Source organism: Pseudomonas sp. GW821-FHT03A09 (assembly GCF_059421065.1).
In genome coordinates this window covers 338,305-356,363 of the sequence record NZ_JBWKUX010000004.1, presented here as the reverse complement: position 1 = coordinate 356,363, position 18,059 = coordinate 338,305, and the positions used below count along the sequence as shown (strand labels likewise).

Below are 18,059 nucleotides of genomic sequence, written 5' to 3'. Positions count from 1 at the left end.
TCGGGGCCGATACAAGGAAGGAATTCACTCATTCAGGTCCAGGACCATGCCCTCCATCGCCGGTATCAACCCCTCAAGCATTCGCATTCCTACGGTGCCCGAGCCTAAAAAGGTCGCAGTGGACGATAAAACTGGCGCTGCGCCGACCCCGCTGGCTGAACCCAAGGCGGTCGAGGGGGTAGCGGTGACGATTTCCGGGGCCGGGCTCCAGGCTGCCAAAAACGACAGCAATAAAGATATCGATGACAGCAACCTGAAGGACAACATCAAGCAGTTGTTGAAAATGATCCGTGAGCTTAAAAAACAGCTCGAGGACAAGATGGCTGAACTCGCGGCGGTGATGGCTGACACCTCAATGACGCCTGAGGCGCGCCAAGTCAGGGTCGCCAGCTTGCAAAGCGATGTGACGTCATTGCAGGGCGCTCTGGCGACTACCCAGACCCAATTGGCCAAAGCCATGAAAGATGAGTCGCCAGAGGCTCAGATGGAAGCCATGAGCCTGATGGCCAAGTAACAGGTGCTTGCTAGATCACCCGTGAAAATCGTTGCCTGTTCTGGTGTTCCAGGTAGGCATCGAACACCATGCACACCGAGCGCACCAGCAAGCGCCCGGCGGGTAGCACGCGGATGCCCTGTGCATCCAGTGCGATCAGGCCGTCTTGCGCCATGGTCTCCAGCTGTGGCCATAAATCGTCGAAATAACCGCGAAAGTCGATGTTGAACGCCTGTTCGATCTGCTCGAATCCCAGGCTGAAATTGCACATCAACTGTTGAATCACTTCCCGTCGCAAGCGGTCGTCCGTGGTGCACACCAGGCCACGGCTGGTGGCCAGTTGCGCGCCCGCCAGGGCGTTCTGGTACTGGTTGAGGTCGCTGCTGTTCTGGCCATACAGGTCGCCGATCTGGCTGATCGCCGACACGCCCAGCCCGATCAAATCGCAATGGCCGTGGGTGGTGTAGCCCTGGAAGTTGCGTTGCAGTCTGCCTTCTTCCTGGGCGACCGCCAGCTCGTCGTCCGGCAGGGCGAAGTGGTCCATGCCGATGTAGCGGTAGCCGGCCTGGGTCAGTTGCTCGATGGTGGTTTGCAGCATCAGCAGCTTTGACGCCGGGGACGGCAGTTCATCGGTGTTGATGCGCCGCTGGGGCATGAAGCGTTCCGGCAGGTGCGCGTAATTGAATACCGACAGGCGATCTGGCTGCAGCCTGATCACTTCTTCCACGGTGCGTGCGAAGTTGATCGGCGTTTGCTTGGGCAGGCCGTAGATCAAATCGATGTTGATCGAGCGAAACTGCAAGGTGCGTGCGGCATCGATCACCGCGCGGGTTTCTTCCAGGCTTTGCAGGCGGTTGACCGCCCGTTGCACCTCGGGGTCGAGGTCTTGCAGGCCGATACTCACACGGTTGAAGCCCAATTCACGCAGCAGGCCCATGGTGGCCCAGTCGGCTTCGCGGGGGTCGATCTCGATACCGTAGTCACCCGAGTCATCATCGAGCAAATTGAAGTGTTGGCGCAGGCGTGTCATCACCTGGCGCAATTCATCGTGGCTGAGAAAGGTCGGAGTGCCACCGCCGAAATGCAGTTGCTCCACCGGCTGTTTCGGGTCGAGGTGGCACGCCACCAGTTGGATTTCCTGCTCCAGGCGTTGCAGGTAGGCCTGGGCGCGGCCGCGGTCCTTGGTAATCACCTTATTGCAGGCGCAGTAGTAGCAAATGTTCGCGCAGAACGGTACGTGCACATACAGCGACAAGGGGCGTGTAGCTTTGCGGCTGTCGCGCAGGGCGTGGAGCAGGTCGAAGGTGCCGACCTGGCTGTCGAATTGTACGGCGGTGGGGTAGGACGTGTAGCGCGGTCCCGCCAAGTCGTAGCGGTGAATCAGATCTGTGTCCCAACGAATGGCGTCGAGCATGCGGGCGGTCCCCCGGATAGGCTAGTGGGCCGAGTCTAGGGGCGCGCCGTTGATGGCATCTTGATTTGCATCAACGGGGAGCGGCGCTATGCCACATGGCCCTTTTAGTGGCCCATCAACCAGTGCTGATGCGGGCCGGGTAACGTCCATATGCCAAACACAATCACCAGCATGCCACCGGCCACACGCACGCTGCGCTTGCGCAGCAAGGCGGTGACGCGTTCGGCAGCCAGCCCCGTTGCCAGCAACACCGGCCAGGTGCCCAAGCCAAACGCCAGCATCAGCAGCGCACTGTCCAGCGCATTACCCTGACTCGCCGCCCACAGCAGGGTGCTGTAGACCAATCCGCACGGCAACCAACCCCACAGCGCGCCCAGCAGCAAGGCGCGGGGCAGGCTGGACACCGGCAGCAAACGGTTGGCAATCGGCTGGATATAGCGCCACAGGCCGCGTCCGAGGCTTTCGATGCGGGTAAGGCCGCTCCACCAGCCGGCCAGGTACAAGCCCATGCTGATCAGCAGCAGCCCGGCGAGTACGCGCATGAACATGGCCGCCGGGCTGTTGGCCACCGCCCAGCCGGCCAGGCCGATCAACAGTCCCGCCGTGGCATAGCTGAGGATGCGCCCCAGGTTGTACGCCAGCAGCAGGCGAAACCTGCGGCTGCGTTGTTCCTTGGGAATCGCCAGGGTCAGCGCGCCCATCAAGCCGCCGCACATGCCCAGGCAATGGCCGCCGCCGAGCAGGCCGAGGATCAGTGCCGAGACCAGCAGGGGGGCCAGCTCAAGCATGGGGCGGGTCTTTGGGCGGTTGTTCCGGGCCATTGGCTTCGTCGACGGCGGCCAGGTGGTTCGGGTCCTGATCGTCGAACAAGACGCTGTGGGCCGGGCCGTCGAGGTCTTCGTACTGGCCGCTGTCCACGGCCCAGAAGAAGATGTAAATGGCCACGCCGACTAACAGCAGCGCCGCTGGAATCATTACGTATAGAGCTGGCATCTGCACTCCAGGGCCGTGCGGCTCAAGCCGGCAGCGGGCGGGTTACCAAAGGGGCGCTGGCTACCTGCACACTCGGCAGGCGAGTCAGGCGCAGGGCATTGAGCACCACGGTCAACGAGCTGAGGGACATTCCGATCGCGGCCCAGATCGGGGTGATCCAACCCAGGGCGGCAAACGGCAGCATGAGGCCATTGTACAGTCCGGCCCACAGCAGGTTCTCGATGATGACTCGCCGGGTGCGCCGCGCCAGGGTAAAGGCTTGCACCAAGGCGTCCAGGCGGTTGGACAACAGCACCGCGTCTGCGCTGGTTTTTGCCAGGTCCGTGGCCGAGCCCATGGCCACGCTGATATCGGCGGCGGCCAGCACCGGCACATCGTTGACGCCATCGCCGAGCATCAGCACTTTACGGCCTTCCTGGTGCAAGCGTTGCAGCACCAAGAGCTTGTCATCCGGGCGCAGGCCGCCGTGGGCTTCGTCGATGCCCAGCTCGGCGGCGACGCTGGCGACCATCGGCGAACTGTCGCCGGACAACAACAACGTGCGCCAACCACGAGCCTTGCACGCTGCCAGCAACGCAGGGGCATCGCTGCGCAAGCGGTCATCCAGCACGAACCAGGCCAGGGCGCCATGGCTATCACCCAGCAGCAACCATTGCCCGGCTTCATCCGGCGACTGGGGGATCGGGCAACCACTCAGTCCACAAACGAAGCCGGGTTGGCCGATGCGCAACCGACGGTCACCCACGCGACCTTCCAGCCCCAGTCCAGGGGAACTGAGCACCTCGTCAACCGCCAACGGCGCACGACCGAACGCCCGGGCAATGGGGTGTTCGGAGCGGTTTTCCAGGGCGGCGGCGAGGCTCAGGCAGTCATCGCTGTTCAGTGTGCCCAGTGGGCGGATCGCACGTAAGGCCAGGCGCCCTTCGGTCAGGGTGCCGGTCTTGTCGAAAATCACCGTGTCGATCTGGTTCAAACCTTCCAGTACATGACCGCGGGTCAGCAACAGTCCGAGTTTGTGCAGGGTACCAGTGGCGGCGGTGAGGGCGGTCGGCGTGGCCAGGGACAGCGCACACGGGCAGGTCGCCACCAACATTGCCAGGACGATCCAGAAGGCTCGCGCCGAATCCAGTTGCCACCACACCAGGCCGATCAACAGGGCGGCGATCAACGAGCACAACAGGAACCATTGCGCCGCGCGGTCGGCGATTTGCGCCAGGCGCGGCTTCTCGGCCTGGGCGCGTTCCAGCAGGCGTACGATGGCGGACAGGCGCGTGTCATGGCCCAAGGCGCGCACCTCGACCGTCAGCGCGCCTTCGACGTTGAGTGTGCCGGCAGTGACGGTGTCACCGATTCGTCGCGGTTGTGGCAGGTATTCGCCGGTCAACAGTGACTCATCGATGCTGGATTGGCCGTCGAGAATCACCCCGTCGGCCGGCAGTACCGCGCCGGGATGCACCAGGACGCGGTCGCCCAGGGCCAACTCGTTGAGCAGGATACGCTCGCTTTGCCCATCGCCTTTCAAGCGCAGGCACGAGGCCGGCAACAAGTTGACCAACTGCGCGGTGGCGGCAGCAGTGCGCTCCCGTGCGCGGCGCTCCAGATAGCGACCGGCCAACAGGAACAGCGCAAACATGCCCACTGCGTCGAAGTACAGTTCGCCGGTGCCGGTGATCGCCGTCCAGATACCCGCCAGGTACGCACCACCAATCGCCAGGGACACCGACACATCCATGGTCAGGTGGCGGGTGCGCAAGTCGCGCAACGCGCCTTTGAAAAACGGCGCACAGCTGTAGAACACGATAGGGGTGGTGAGAAACATCGCCACCCAGCGCAGGATCACATGCAGCTCCGGGCTCAAATCGATATTGAACTCCGGCCAGGTCGCCATGGTTGCCATCATCGCCTGGAACCACAGCAATCCCGCCACGCCCAGTTGGCGCAGGGCCAGGCGGTTCTCGCTGGCCAATTGCTCCGCCGCGCGGTCCGCCTGGTAAGGGTGGGCCGCATAGCCGATATGACGCAGTTCACTGAGCAATTGGCTTAATGGCAATTGCCCGTCGGCCCAACTGACTTGCAGGCGATGGTTGGACAGATTCAGCCGCGCCTCGGCCACGGCGGGCAAGCTGCGCAGGTGTTTTTCGATCAGCCAGCCACAGGCTGCGCAACTGATGCCTTCCATCAACAGAGTGGCTTCGGCCAGTTCGCCTTCGTGGCGTACAAAGGGTTTTTGCACGTCGGGGCGGTCATACAGCGCCAGTTCGTCGACCAATTGCACCGGCAGCGCCTCGGGGTTGGCCGAGGCTTCGCTGCGATGCTGGTAATAGCTTTCCAGCCCACCGGCGACGATGGCTTCGGCCACCGCCTGGCAGCCCGGGCAGCACAGTTCACGGCGTTCGCCGAGGATGTCGGCGGTAAACCGGCTGCCGGGTGGGACGGGCAGGGCGCAGTGGTAGCAGGGCGTTGGGCTGGTCATGGTTCTGAATCTTAGTCGGCTGGGAGGGCCTCATCGCGGGCAAGCCCGCTCCTACATTGGATCGCGGTGTCCTGTGGGAGCGGGCTTGCCCGCGATGCGCGAAGCGCAGGTTTGCCGGGTTACTGGTCTTCAGCACCTTGCAGCGGCTCGTCACCGAGCAGCAAGTCCTTGTCGTGGCTGACCTGCTCTTCTTCGAACATGCGCCAAGTCTTGTCGCCTTCGACCCCGAGCAATTCCACGAAGCGCCGGCCCTCCACCTTGTCCGTCACTTGGCCGATGTAGCGGCCGGGTTCGCTGTCGCTACGGGTTAGCGTAATCCGACGATCCTTCTCCGGTTGGGTCGGCGAAATCAGGTTCAGTTCCAAGGTGTTCGGGTTGCTGTTGCCGGTCAAGCGCAGGTCGACTTCGCCGGTCAACTCGTCCAGGTGCACCGACGCGCGCAGTTGCAGGGTCTGGGCCAACTGTTCGCGGTCCAGGGAGCGATTGATGCCTTTGCCGGCCTCGTAATAGTTGTCGTTGACCAGGTTGTCGGGGTTGTTCACCGCGATGGTCACCATGGACAGGGTCAAAGTGACCGAGCAGGCCAGGATGCCAATGATGATCCAGGGCCAGAGATGCTTGTACCAAGGGCTTGCGGCGGTTGCTGCGGGCATTGTCGTGCTCTCTTGTTAACGGACTTGTGGGCCGATGAATCGGCTCTTGGCTTCAATGTGGACGCTGTCGTCATCGGCATCCTTGAGGATGAATTTCACCTCGTTGGTACTCGACGGCAGTTGTTCCGGCGCGCTGGACAGCTCCACCGGCATGCTGACGATATCGCCCGCAGCGACTTTGATTTCGCGGCGGCCCTGCAGCTTGAGGTCCGGCAGGCCGGCAGCGTCGAGCACATAGGTGTGGTCGCGCTGGTCCTTGTTCATGATCTTCAGGCTGTAGACGTTTTCGATGCGACCTTCGGCGTTTTCGCGGTAGAGCACTCGATCTTTACTGACATCGAAGCCCACCAGCGAGCGCATGAAAAATGCCGTGACCAGCAGGCTGATCATCGCCAGCAACACCAGCGCGTAGCCGATCAACCGTGGGCGCAGCTTGTGGGTCTTCTGCCCGGACAGGTTGTGCTCGGTGGTGTAGCTGATCAGGCCGCGCGGGTAGTCCATCTTGTCCATGATGTTATCGCAGGCGTCGATACAGGCCGCGCAACCGATGCATTCGATCTGCAGGCCGTCGCGGATGTCGATCCCGGTCGGGCACACTTGCACGCACATCGTGCAATCGATGCAATCGCCCAGGCCCTGGGCCTTGTAGTCGGTGCCTTTTTTACGCGGGCCACGCGCTTCGCCACGACGTGGGTCGTAGGAGACGATCAAAGTGTCTTTGTCGAACATCACGCTCTGGAAGCGCGCGTACGGGCACATGTAGATGCACACCTGTTCACGCAGCCAGCCGGCGTTGCCATAGGTGGCGAGGGTGAAGAAACCCACCCAGAAATACGCCCAGCCATCGGCCTGGCCGGTGAAGAAATCGAACACCAGTTCGCGGATCGGCGAGAAGTAGCCGACAAAGGTCATGCCGGTGACGAAACCGATCGACAGCCACAAGGTGTGCTTGCTGAATTTACGCAGGAATTTGTTGGCGCCCATGGGCGCTTTGTCGAGCTTGATGCGCTGGTTGCGGTCGCCTTCGGTGACCTTTTCGCACCACATGAAGATCCAGGTCCATACGCTTTGCGGGCAGGTATAACCGCACCACACGCGTCCGGCGTACACCGTGATAAAAAACAGGCCGAAGGCGGCGATGATCAACAAGCCCGACAACAAGATGAAGTCCTGGGGCCAGAAGGTCGCGCCAAAAATGAAGAATTTACGCTCCGGCAGATTCCACCACACCGCTTGGTGACCACCCCAGTTCAGCCACACCGTGCCGAAGTAGAGCAGGAACAGACCGGCACCACCGAGCATGCGCAGATTGCGGAACAAGCCGGTGAAGGCGCGGGTATAGATTTTCTCGCGCGAGGCGTAGAGGTTGACGGTTTTGGTAGGCGGGGTAACGTCATGTACCGGTATCTGCTTGCTCATCATTGCATCCCACGGCGGTGGAGATTTGCCTCGGCCAGTGCGTGCCAGCCGGGGTCAAATTAGGGGTGTTGCAGTGGCCTAATGATACGCCCCAGATGATGTTGAACGGGGGCGACCTACATGATCTGGATCAATTGAATTGGCAAGTATGGCCGGTTTTGACTAGCTCGGTCCTCTGAAACACTGCGGATCCAATGTGGGAGGGGGCTTGCCCCCGATAGCGGTGGATCAGTGACAGATGCACTGACTGACACACTGCAATCGGGGGCAAGCCCCCTCCCACATTGGTATTGCAGCGGCTTTTATTGCTCCTCAGCCTTCTTGTCCCCATGGGACAAGCTGTAAACATACGCCGCCAGCAAGTGCACCTTGTCATTGCCTTGCAGTTGCTCCTGCGCAGGCATCTGGCCCTGACGGCCATAACGGATGGTCTGTTGCAGTTGGGCAAAGCTGGAGCCGTAGATGAATGCACCCGGATGGGTCAGGTCGGGGGCGCCCATTGCGGGTGTGCCTTTACCGGCTGGGCCGTGGCAGGCCACGCAGTTGGTGGCGAAGAGTTTCTCGCCGTTGGCCACGTCGGCCTTGGCACCTTCGGGCAACTTGCGGCCGTCAAGGTTGGTTACCACGAAACCCGCCACGTCGGCCACGCCTTGTTCGCCGATCACGTCGGCCCAGGCCGGCATCACCGCATGGCGGCCTTTCATGATGGTTTCCTTGATGGTGGCCGGCTCGCCGCCCCAGCGCCAGTCGGCGTCGGTCAGGTTGGGAAAACCGTAGGCACCCTTGGCGTCGGAACCGTGGCATACCGAGCAGTTGGAGGCGAACAGGCGGCCACCCATCTTCAAGGCTTGTGGGTCCTTGGCCACTTCTTCAATCGGCATCGCGGCGAACTTGGCGAAGATCGGGCCGAACTTGGCGTCCGACTTGGCCATTTCCTTTTCCCATTCGTGTACGCCGGTCCAGCCGGTCTGGCCGTTGGCGAACGGGGTTTGCTTGTCGGTATCGAGGTAGTTGTAGCCCGGCAGCAGGCCCTTCCAGTTGCCCAGGCCGGGGTAGAGTGCCAGGTAGCCGAGGGCGAAGACGATGGTGCCGACGAACAGCATGAACCACCATTTCGGCAGCGGGTTGTCGTATTCCTCGATACCGTCGAACGCGTGGCCGACGGTCTCGTCGGTCTGCTCGGCGCGCTGGCCCCGGCGGGTGGACAGCAGCAGCCAGGTCAGGGCGAAGATGGTACCCAGACTGAGGACTGTGACGTACAGACTCCAGAACGTAGTCATTCTTTGTTACTCCTAGAAGCTTGCTCGACGTGCTTGATGGCTTCGGGATCATCCGCAAAGGGCAGCAAGGTCGCGTCTTCAAACTCCGACTTGCGCTTGGGGCTGAACACCCACAACGCCAGGCCGACAAAGGCCACCATCACGACAACGGTGCCCAGGCCACGAATCATCCCGATATCCATGAAGATCACCGTTTGCTTTTGATGATGGTGCCAAGGCCCTGCAGGTAGGCCACCAATGCGTCCATTTCGGTCTTGCCCTTCACGGCGGCGGCTGCACCGGCGATGTCTTCATCGGTGTAGGGCACGCCCAGGGTGCGCAAGACTTCCATCTTCTTCGCGGTGTCCTTGCCGTCGAGCTTGTTTTCCACGAGGAACGGGTACGCCGGCATTTTAGATTCAGGCACCACGTTGCGCGGGTTGTACAAGTGCGCACGTTGCCAGTCATCGGAGTAACGACCGCCGACACGGGCCAGATCCGGGCCGGTGCGCTTGGAACCCCACAGGAACGGGTGGTCCCACACGCTTTCGCCGGCGACCGAGTAGTGGCCGTAGCGTTCGGTTTCGGCGCGGAACGGGCGGATCATCTGCGAATGGCAGCCGACACAACCGTTGGCGATGTAGACGTCGCGGCCTTCCAGTTCAAGGGCGGTGCGTGGCTTCATGCCTTCGACCGGCTTGTTGGTCACGTCCTGGAAGAACAGCGGAACGATCTGGGTCAGGCCGCCGATGCTCACGGCGATGACCATGAAGAAGGCCAGCAGGCCGATATTCTTCTCGACTACTTCATGCTTCATCAGTGGGCTCCCACAACGGCGATCTTGGCGGCGGCTTCGGCTTCAGCTGGGTCGGCGGCACGCACGGTGCGCCAGACGTTGTAGGCCATGAGGAACATGCCGCTGGCGAAGAACGCACCGCCCAGGGCACGCACGATGTAGCCCGGATGGCTGGCTTGCAGCGCTTCGACGAAGGAGTAGGTGAGGGTGCCGTCATCGTTGATCGCACGCCACATCAGACCTTGGGTGATGCCGTTGACCCACATCGAGGCGATGTAGAGCACGGTGCCGATGGTCGCCAGCCAGAAGTGCGCGTTGATCAGCCCGACGCTGTGCATCTGCGCACGGCCGAACAGTTTGGGGATCATGTGGTACAGCGCGCCGATGGAGATCATCGCCACCCAGCCCAAGGCACCGGCGTGCACGTGGCCGATGGTCCAGTCGGTGTAGTGGGACAGCGAGTTGACGGTCTTGATCGCCATCATCGGCCCTTCGAAGGTCGACATGCCGTAGAACGCCAGCGATACCACGAGGAAGCGCAGGATCGGGTCGGTGCGCAATTTATGCCAGGCGCCCGACAGGGTCATCATGCCGTTGATCATGCCGCCCCAGCTCGGGGCCAGCAGGATGATCGACATCGCCATGCCCAACGACTGCGCCCAATCCGGCAGAGCGGTGTAGTGCAGGTGGTGAGGGCCGGCCCAGATGTACAGGGTGATCAGCGCCCAGAAGTGCACGATGGACAGGCGATAGGAGTAGATCGGACGTTCGGCCTGCTTGGGCACGAAGTAGTACATCATCCCCAGGAAACCGGTGGTGAGGAAGAAACCCACGGCGTTGTGGCCGTACCACCACTGGATCATCGCGTCCGTCGCCCCGGCGTAGGCCGAGTAGGATTTGAAGAAGCTCACCGGCAAGGAGGCGTGGTTGACGATGTGCAGCATCGCCGTCACCAGGATGAACGCGCCGTAGAACCAGTTCCCCACATAGATGTGCTTGGTCTTGCGCTTGACGATGGTGCCGAAGAACACCACGGCGTAAGTCACCCACACGATGGCGAGCAAAATGGCGATCGGCCATTCCAGCTCGGCGTATTCCTTGGTGGTGGTGTAGCCCAGGGGCAGGGTGATGACGGCGCCGAGGATGACGGCTTGCCAGCCCCAGAAGGTGAAGGCCGCGAGTCCATCGGAGATCAGTCGCGTCTGGCAGGTTCGCTGCACGACATAGTAGGAGGTGGCAAACAATGCACATCCGCCGAAGGCGAAAATCACCAGGTTGGTGTGCAGCGGGCGCAGGCGGCCGAAGGTCGTCCATGGCAAACCGAAATTCAATTCCGGCCAAACCAGTTGCGAGGCGATGAACACCCCGAGCCCCATGCCAAGGATCCCCCAGACCACCGTCATGATGGCGAACTGGCGGACTACCTTATAGTTATAAGCAGTCGGACTGATTGCTGTGCTCATTCTAAGGTTCCACGGTTTAGGTTTTTTTATAGGTAAAATCGGCCGCAAGTATGTAGAAAGCGAGGGGCCATTGCAACGCAATGGCTGACCTGTATCAATGCGTTCCACGCCAGATTCTGCGCCCTTTCCATGTTTGGCGTAGGGACAAAATCCGAAATGAAAAGCTGATCGAGTGGACAAGAAAAATTCAGGGTCGCGACAGGAGTCGTTGCGTACGCCAGGATCAGTCCGCTGTGCAAGCAAGCGTAGACCCGAATGGCAGGAGGGGAAAGTTGCGCTTTGGATGGGTGCGACACTTGGTCGCGTAGAGCGGTAGAGCTGCCGCCCCAAATTGGGGCGGCAGTCAGCAGCTATTGCGGTTGGCTTTCTGGCGTTGCGCCATCAGCGTTGTGGGACAGGCTGTAGACGTAGGCGGCGAGCAAGTGCACTTTGTCATTGCCTTGCAGCACATCTTGCGCTGGCATCTGGCCTTGTCGGCCGTGGCGGATAGTCTGTTGCAACTGTGCCAGGCTGGTGCCGTAGATAAAACCGGCAGGCTCGGTAAGGTTCGGCGCACCCATGGCTTCCATGCCGTGGCCTTGCGGGCCGTGACACGCCACGCAAGTCGTATTGAAGGCCGCTTGGCCTGCCGCCAGATCAGCCGTGCTGTTGGCCGGCAATGGCAGTTTGGCCAGGTCGTGACGCACATAGGCGGCGACGTTTTTCACACCGTCCTCGCCCAGTATTTCTCCCCAGGCCGGCATCGCCGCGTGGCGGCCATTCAAGATGGTGGTCTTGATCGCTTCGGCCGAACCACCCCAGCGCCAGATAGTGTCCGCCAGGTTCGGGAAACCATACGCACCCTTGGCATCCGAGCCGTGGCACACCGCGCAGTTGGAGGCGAACAAGCGGCCGCCCATTTTCAACGCTTGCGGGTCTTTGGCCACTTCTTCCACCGGCATGGCCGCGAATTTGGCGAAGATCGGCCCGAACTTGGCGTCGGCCTTGGCCATTTCCTTATCCCATTCCTTGTTCTGGGTCCAGCCGTCTTCATAGCCCGGCAGCACGCCTTTCCAATTGCCCAGGCCCGGGTAGAGGATCAGGTAGCCGACAGCAAACACCAGGGTGCCGGCGAACAGCATGAACCACCATTGCGGCAGCGGGTTGTCGTATTCCTCGATGCCATCGAAGGCATGGCCCATGGTCTGGTCGACGCTGCCCTTGGTCTCGCCCTTGCGGGTGCCGATCAACAGCCAGGTCAGGCCGATCAGGCTGCCGAGGGTCAGTACGCAGATCCATGTACTCCAAAAGGTAGTCATGGCCGAGTGCTCCTTGTTGCAGGCTCTTCTTGAGCGTCGGATGGAGAGGGTTCATCGGCGAACGGCAGCAGGCGCGCCTGCTCGAATTCCGCGTTGCGCCGGTTGTTGAACACCCACAGCGACAAGCCGATAAAGGCGATGGCGACCACCAGCGTGCCGAGGCCGCGGATGGTGCCCGCATCGAATTCAAATCCCATGGCTCACCTCTTGCTCTTGATGGCAGTGCCGAGTACTTGCAGGTACGAAACCAGCGCGTCCATCTCGGTCTTGCCCTTGAGGCTGGCGACGGCGCCACTGATGTCGTCGTCGGTGTAGGGCACGCCGAGGGTGCGCATCACTTTCAACTTGGTTTCGGTGTGGCTGCTGTCGACCGGCGCCGTGACCAGCCACGGGTAGGCCGGCATTTTCGACTCCGGCACCACGTTGCGCGGGTTGTACAAGTGCGCGCGGTGCCAATCGTCCGAGTAACGTGCGCCAACGCGCGCCAGGTCCGGCCCGGTGCGCTTGGAGCCCCACAGGAACGGGTGGTCCCACACGCTTTCACCGGCCACCGAGTAATGGCCGTAGCGCTCGGTCTCGGCGCGGAACGGGCGGATCATCTGCGAGTGGCACTGTACGCAGCCTTCGCGGATGTAGATGTCACGGCCTTCCAGTTGCAGCGCGGTGTAGGGCTTCATGCCTTCCACCGGTTTGTTGGTCACGTCCTGGAAGAACAGCGGGACGATCTGGGTCAGGCCGCCGATGCTTACGGCGAATACCATCAGCAGCATCAACAGGCCGACGTTCTTTTCAATCGTTTCGTGTTTCATCACAGACTCCTCAGGCCAGCTGCGCAGTGGTGGCGGCTTCGACTGGCTGCGCCGAACGCACGGTGCGCCAGGTGTTGTAAGCCATCAGCAACATGCCGGTGAGGAACACCGCACCGCCCACCAACCGCACGATGAAGCCTGGGTGGCTGGCCACCAGGGTTTCGACGAAGGAGTAGGTCAAGGTGCCGTCTTCGTTGACCGCACGCCACATCAGGCCCTGGGCGATGCCGTTGACCCACATCGAGGCGATGTAGAGCACGGTGCCGATGGTGGCCAGCCAGAAGTGCGCGTTGATCAGGCCGAGGCTGTACATCTGCTCGCGACCGAAGACTTTGGGGATCATGTGGTACAGCGCGCCGATGGAAATCATCGCCACCCAACCGAGGGCGCCGGCGTGTACGTGGCCGATGGTCCAATCGGTGTAGTGGGAGAGGGCGTTGACGGTCTTGATCGCCATCATCGGGCCTTCGAACGTCGACATGCCGTAGAAGGCCAGGGAGACGACCAGGAAGCGCAGGATCGGGTCGCTGCGCAACTTATGCCAGGCGCCCGACAAGGTCATCATGCCGTTGATCATGCCGCCCCAGCTCGGCGCCAGCAGCACCAGGGACATCACCATGCCCAGGGACTGCGCCCAATCCGGCAGAGCGGTGTAGTGCAGGTGGTGCGGACCGGCCCAGATGTACAGGGTGATCAGCGCCCAGAAGTGCACGATGGACAAGCGATAGGAATATACCGGACGCTCGGCCTGCTTGGGCACGAAGTAGTACATCATCCCCAGGAAGCCCGCGGTCAGGAAAAAGCCCACCGCGTTGTGCCCATACCACCACTGCACCATGGCATCTGTCGCACCGCCGTAGGCCGAGTAGGACTTGGTCCAGCTCACCGGCAGGGAGGCGTGGTTGACAATGTGCAGGATGGCCACGGTGATGATGAATGCACCGAAGAACCAGTTGCCGACGTAGATGTGCTTGGTCTTGCGCTTCATCACTGTGCCGAAGAACACGACGCCGTAGGCGACCCAGACGATGGCGATCAAAATCGCGATCGGCCATTCCAGTTCGGCGTATTCCTTGGAGGTGGTGTAGCCCAGCGGCAGGCTGATGGCCGCCAGTACAATCACCAGTTGCCAGCCCCAGAAGCAGAACGCAGCGATTTTCGGCGCGAACAGCTGCGTCTGGCAGGTGCGTTGTACCGAGTAGAAGGAGCTGGCGAACAGTGCGCAGCCGCCGAAGGCGAAGATCACCGCGTTGGTGTGCAGTGGGCGCAAGCGACCGAAACTGGTCCAGGGCAAATCGAAGTTGAGTGCAGGCCAGACCAATTGGGCGGCGAGAAAAACCCCGAGCCCCATGCCGACGATGCCCCACACCACCGTCATAATGGCGAATTGGCGGACCACCTTGTAGTTATAGGCGGTACTTAAAGTAGTGTTCATGGTTCCCCATCCACGGTTCAACCCAAGCCAATGCGGCACTTGGGCTGGAGTTATAGGCAGACTAAAAAGCGAGGCAAGCATGGGCAAAGAGCACAAGGCCAGTATTGACGGGGATCAATGGGCGCACTGCGTACAGGAACGCGGCTGGTTGTGGGATGCCGCGACAGGGTCTATCGCGCGTGAGCCTGCGACCCTGATCCTGGCCCATGGCGCCGGCGCGCCGATGGACTCGTCGTTCATGAACGATATGGCTGCACGCCTTGCCGGGCATGGTGTGAACGTGTTGCGCTTTGAGTTTCCCTACATGGCCCAGCGTCGGGTGGACGGCGGTAAGCGCCCCCCGAATCCGGCGCCGAAATTGCTGGAATGCTGGCGTGAGGTATATGCCCAAGTGCGACGTCATGTCGCTGGGAAACTGGCGATTGGTGGCAAGTCCATGGGCGGGCGCATGGCCAGTTTGTTGGCCGATGAGCTGGGCGCTGATGGGCTGGTGTGCCTGGGTTATCCGTTTTATGCAGTGGGCAAGCCGGAAAAGCCCCGGGTCGAGCATCTGGCCGGATTGAAGACGCCGACGTTGATTGTGCAAGGCGAGCGGGATGCCCTGGGCAATCGGGCGGCGGTCGAGGGGTATGCGTTATCGCCGAACATCGAAGTGATGTGGCTGGTGGCGGGGGATCATGACTTGAAGCCGTTGAAGGCTTCGGGGTTCAGTCATGAGCAGCATCTGGAGGTTGCGGCGGTGCAAGTGGCTAAGTTCATCGGCGCCTACTAGGGCCTCATCGCAGGCAAGCCAGCTCCCACATTTGAATGTATTCACAGATCAAAGTCTGTGAACCCAGTCCAATGTGGGAGCTAGCTTGCCTGCGATAGCGATCTACCGGTTGAAGCGCTCTACCAGCGAGTACTGGGTATTGGCGGTATGGGTCAGCTCTTCACTCAACTGCGCCGAGTTCAGCGCCTGCTCCGAGGTCTGGTCTGCCAACAGCGCAATGGTGCTGATGTTGCGGCTGATCTCTTCGGCAACAGCGCTTTGCTCTTCGGTCGCCGCTGCGATCTGGGTGGTCATGTCGGTGATATTGGCCACCGCTTCACTGATGCCCACCAACGCCTGATCGGCTTCCATTACCCGTGCCACACCTTCTTCGGCCTGGCGATGCCCGGCGTCCATGGTTTGTACGGCGGCACTGGCGGTTTGCTGCAGCTTGGCGATCAGGGTGTGGATCTGTCCGGTGGACTCCGCAGTACGCTGGGCCAATTGGCGGACTTCGTCGGCCACGACCGCAAAACCACGGCCCATCTCGCCGGCGCGGGCCGCTTCGATGGCAGCGTTGAGCGCCAGCAGGTTGGTCTGGTCGGCGATGCCTTTGATCACGTCGACCACGCCGCCGATTTCATCGCTGTCCTTGGCCAGTTGGGTGACGGTCACGCCAGTTTCACCCACGGCAACGGACAGGCGCTGAATCGCCTCGCGGGTTTCCCCGGCGATATCGCGGCCACGGCCGGTCAGGCGATTGGCCTCTTGGGTCGCATCGGCGGTGCGTTGCACGTGGCTGGCGACTTCCTGGGTGGTGGCGGCCATCTGGTTGACGGCGGTCGCTACCTGCTCAGTCTCGACGCGCTGGCGTTCCAGGCCACTGGAGCTGTTATGCGCCAGCGTGTTGGATTGTGCCGCCTGGTCGTTGAGGTGCTCGGCGGTGTCCTGCAGGCGGGTGAGGCAGGTCTTCAGGCGTGCCTCCTGGCTGAGGATCGACATCTCCAACCGCGCCTGTGCACCACGGCTGTCGGTGTACATCTGCGCGATCAATGGGTCGGATGTGGTCTGTTCGGCCAGGCGCAGCAGGCGCTTGAGGCCACGCTGTTGCCAGCTCAGGCCCAGCAGGCCCAGCGGCACCGACAACCCTGCCGCCAGGGCAAAGCCCCAGTGGGAGTTGAGCGACGCACCGATCATGAAGCTCAGTTGGCTGACCAGGATAAACGGCAGCCAGTCCTGCAACACCGGCAGCCACTTGTCCCGTTGAGGCACGGCGGACTTGCCCTGGTTGATGCGTTGGTAGAGCGCTTCGGCCCGGCGGATCTGCTCGGCGGTAGGCTTGATGCGCACCGATTCGTAGCCGACCACCTGGTTGCCATCGAAAACGGGCGTCACATAGGCGTTGACCCAGTAGTGATCGCCGGTCTTGCAGCGGTTCTTGACAATGCCCATCCATGGCAAGCCTTGTTTGAGCGTGGACCACATGTGCGCGAACACGGCCGACGGCACATCCGGGTGGCGCACGAGGTTGTGCGGCGCGCGGATCAGTTCGTCGCGGGTAAACCCACTGATTTCGACAAAAGCGTCGTTGCAGTAGGTGATGACCCCTTTGGCGTCTGTGGTGGAGATCAACCGTTGCTGAGCGGGGAAGGTACGTTCGCGCTGGGTAACGGGTTGGTTATTACGCATGATTGTTCAATCCGCAAGGCTTTCAAGGGTTGTCGGCCGCTACAGGCTTTTATTTAACTTATTTTTGCAACAATCAGCCGGCTAGCATCGGGTAGGTAAACAACCCGAAGTGAAGCAGATTCAAGCCAAAGTGCGTGGCAATCGCCGCACCCAAGCCCCCAAAGCGGTAGGCCAGGCCGTAACCGGCGCCGGCGATGGTTGCCAGCAGTACCCACTGCCAGCCTGCGCCCAGGTGCGCCAGCCCGAACAGCAACGAAGCCAGCAGTAGCGCAAGGTTTTCGCCGTAGGGCAGATGCTTGAAGCGTTGGCTCAGGCCGTCCTGTATGTAGCCACGGAACAACGCTTCTTCCACCAGGGTCACCAGCAGCAGGTTGTTGAGCACCCACAACCAGGCTTGTTCCGGCCATTTCGGCGCCCAACTGATGATCCCCAGTAATGCCGCACCGCCCAATGCGGCGACCGCCGTCAGGACCAGCGCCAAGGCGGTGGCGTAGATCGACAGGCGCAGCGAACGTCGCGCCACGATCCATGGGCAGGCCAACAGCAGCCAGAAGCCGATGAGGGGTTTGTCCTGGTTCAGGTACATCGAGAAGGGGACTGCATCGGCGGTCAAATGTTGTGGGGCAATGCCGCGCCCATTGTAGAAACCCGGCAACCAATGCATGGCCAGGCCCAGGGCCAGCACGATGAACAGACCGTGGCCGAGGTAGCGCGCCCAAGGGGTACGTTGCTGGCGTACGGCGTACCCGGCGATCAGCAGCAGGGCGACCGAGACGACGGCCAGCAGGCCCAATTGCCCGTAGGTCAAGGCCAGTACGTAGCCGATGGAAAGAAGCGCCAGGTACAGCCAGGGCAGAGTGATCATGGGAGGTCCTTGAAGAAAACTGGGCGGCATTATAACGACCGGTATTCTTCGCAGGCATGAAAACTCCTCCACGCGAAAGGTGCGGGGAGGTGATTGCAAAATGTGTTTGCGGCTGGTTATAGTCGTCGCGTCTTCATTCCTTCAAAAAGATCAGCACATGCCAGCTTCCTCATGCACAGCAGTCGTCGATTCAGCGGTCAACGCTGTGGTCGCGCCGTGCGGGAACCAACAGCCTGTGCAGATCAGTCA

18 protein-coding genes are annotated in these 18,059 nt (G+C 61.5%); 2 read left to right on the top strand and 16 right to left on the bottom strand.

The window, feature by feature from the left end:
* Window positions 1–46: 46 nt before the first annotated feature.
* Window positions 47–514, top strand: coding sequence for a hypothetical protein (locus AC07V4_RS09510; protein WP_492635828.1), 468 nt, complete (start codon window positions 47–49; stop codon window positions 512–514).
* A gap of 10 nt (window positions 515–524) precedes the next feature.
* Here the strand turns inward: AC07V4_RS09510 and hemN are convergent, their stop codons facing one another.
* The 14 genes from hemN to ccoN (AC07V4_RS09440) form a co-directional block, all read right to left on the bottom strand.
* Window positions 525–1,907 (bottom strand): oxygen-independent coproporphyrinogen III oxidase, encoded by a 1,383-nt coding sequence (gene hemN / locus AC07V4_RS09505; protein ID WP_492635829.1) that lies wholly within the window; start codon window positions 1,905–1,907, stop codon window positions 525–527.
* Window positions 1,908–2,011: 104 nt separating this feature from the next.
* A complete protein-coding gene (locus AC07V4_RS09500) occupies window positions 2,012–2,695 on the bottom strand; it encodes a sulfite exporter TauE/SafE family protein (protein ID WP_492635830.1) in 684 nt (227 codons plus the stop codon).
* The gene (ccoS, locus tag AC07V4_RS09495; protein WP_424488626.1) at window positions 2,688–2,900 is read right to left on the bottom strand and encodes a cbb3-type cytochrome oxidase assembly protein CcoS; all 213 of its coding nucleotides are present in this window, start codon (window positions 2,898–2,900) and stop codon (window positions 2,688–2,690) included. The genes AC07V4_RS09500 and ccoS overlap by 8 nt, the downstream gene beginning before the upstream one ends.
* A gap of 22 nt (window positions 2,901–2,922) precedes the next feature.
* Window positions 2,923–5,373 carry a heavy metal translocating P-type ATPase gene (locus AC07V4_RS09490; protein ID WP_492635831.1) on the bottom strand — a complete coding sequence of 817 codons (2,451 nt, stop codon included), beginning with the start codon at window positions 5,371–5,373 and terminating at the stop codon, window positions 2,923–2,925.
* Window positions 5,374–5,492: 119 nt separating this feature from the next.
* Window positions 5,493–6,026 carry a FixH family protein gene (locus AC07V4_RS09485; RefSeq protein ID WP_492635832.1) on the bottom strand — a complete coding sequence of 178 codons (534 nt, stop codon included), beginning with the start codon at window positions 6,024–6,026 and terminating at the stop codon, window positions 5,493–5,495.
* A 15-nt stretch (window positions 6,027–6,041) separates the two neighbouring features.
* Window positions 6,042–7,445 carry a cytochrome c oxidase accessory protein CcoG gene (gene ccoG, locus AC07V4_RS09480; RefSeq protein WP_492635833.1) on the bottom strand — a complete coding sequence of 468 codons (1,404 nt, stop codon included), beginning with the start codon at window positions 7,443–7,445 and terminating at the stop codon, window positions 6,042–6,044.
* A 302-nt stretch (window positions 7,446–7,747) separates the two neighbouring features.
* Entirely contained in the window at window positions 7,748–8,725 is a 978-nt protein-coding gene (gene ccoP, locus AC07V4_RS09475) for a cytochrome-c oxidase, cbb3-type subunit III (protein WP_492635834.1), read from the bottom strand.
* On the bottom strand, window positions 8,722–8,907 hold the full coding sequence (locus tag AC07V4_RS09470; protein ID WP_032831505.1) for a CcoQ/FixQ family Cbb3-type cytochrome c oxidase assembly chaperone: 186 nt from the start codon (window positions 8,905–8,907) through the stop codon (window positions 8,722–8,724). Before AC07V4_RS09470 ends, ccoP (AC07V4_RS09475) begins: the two co-directional genes overlap by 4 nt.
* Before the next feature lie 5 nt (window positions 8,908–8,912).
* Window positions 8,913–9,521 (bottom strand): cytochrome-c oxidase, cbb3-type subunit II, encoded by a 609-nt coding sequence (gene ccoO / locus AC07V4_RS09465; RefSeq protein WP_003193167.1) that lies wholly within the window; start codon window positions 9,519–9,521, stop codon window positions 8,913–8,915.
* Window positions 9,521–10,963: a cytochrome-c oxidase, cbb3-type subunit I gene (gene ccoN, locus AC07V4_RS09460; protein ID WP_431752483.1), complete on the bottom strand. Its 1,443-nt coding sequence runs from the start codon at window positions 10,961–10,963 to the stop codon at window positions 9,521–9,523. The genes ccoO (AC07V4_RS09465) and ccoN (AC07V4_RS09460) overlap by 1 nt, the downstream gene beginning before the upstream one ends.
* Window positions 10,964–11,313: 350 nt before the next feature.
* On the bottom strand, window positions 11,314–12,261 hold the full coding sequence (gene ccoP / locus AC07V4_RS09455; RefSeq protein WP_492635835.1) for a cytochrome-c oxidase, cbb3-type subunit III: 948 nt from the start codon (window positions 12,259–12,261) through the stop codon (window positions 11,314–11,316).
* Window positions 12,258–12,458 (bottom strand): cbb3-type cytochrome oxidase subunit 3, encoded by a 201-nt coding sequence (locus tag AC07V4_RS09450; RefSeq protein WP_071483007.1) that lies wholly within the window; start codon window positions 12,456–12,458, stop codon window positions 12,258–12,260. The genes ccoP (AC07V4_RS09455) and AC07V4_RS09450 overlap by 4 nt, the downstream gene beginning before the upstream one ends.
* A gap of 3 nt (window positions 12,459–12,461) precedes the next feature.
* Complete coding sequence (ccoO, locus tag AC07V4_RS09445; protein WP_134656962.1) at window positions 12,462–13,070, bottom strand: cytochrome-c oxidase, cbb3-type subunit II; 609 nt, start codon at window positions 13,068–13,070, stop codon at window positions 12,462–12,464.
* A gap of 10 nt (window positions 13,071–13,080) precedes the next feature.
* On the bottom strand, window positions 13,081–14,505 hold the full coding sequence (gene ccoN / locus AC07V4_RS09440; protein WP_431752485.1) for a cytochrome-c oxidase, cbb3-type subunit I: 1,425 nt from the start codon (window positions 14,503–14,505) through the stop codon (window positions 13,081–13,083).
* 79 nt (window positions 14,506–14,584) lie between these two features.
* Here ccoN (AC07V4_RS09440) and AC07V4_RS09435 point away from each other — a divergent pair, with 79 nt between their 5' ends.
* The gene (locus AC07V4_RS09435; RefSeq protein WP_492635836.1) at window positions 14,585–15,277 is read left to right on the top strand and encodes an alpha/beta family hydrolase; all 693 of its coding nucleotides are present in this window, start codon (window positions 14,585–14,587) and stop codon (window positions 15,275–15,277) included.
* A 102-nt stretch (window positions 15,278–15,379) separates the two neighbouring features.
* On the opposite strand, the gene AC07V4_RS09430 is transcribed toward AC07V4_RS09435, so the two are convergent.
* Entirely contained in the window at window positions 15,380–16,945 is a 1,566-nt protein-coding gene (locus AC07V4_RS09430) for a methyl-accepting chemotaxis protein (protein ID WP_492635837.1), read from the bottom strand.
* 73 nt (window positions 16,946–17,018) lie between these two features.
* A complete protein-coding gene (locus tag AC07V4_RS09425) occupies window positions 17,019–17,810 on the bottom strand; it encodes a CPBP family intramembrane glutamic endopeptidase (protein ID WP_492635838.1) in 792 nt (263 codons plus the stop codon).
* Window positions 17,811–18,059: the final 249 nt, after the last annotated feature.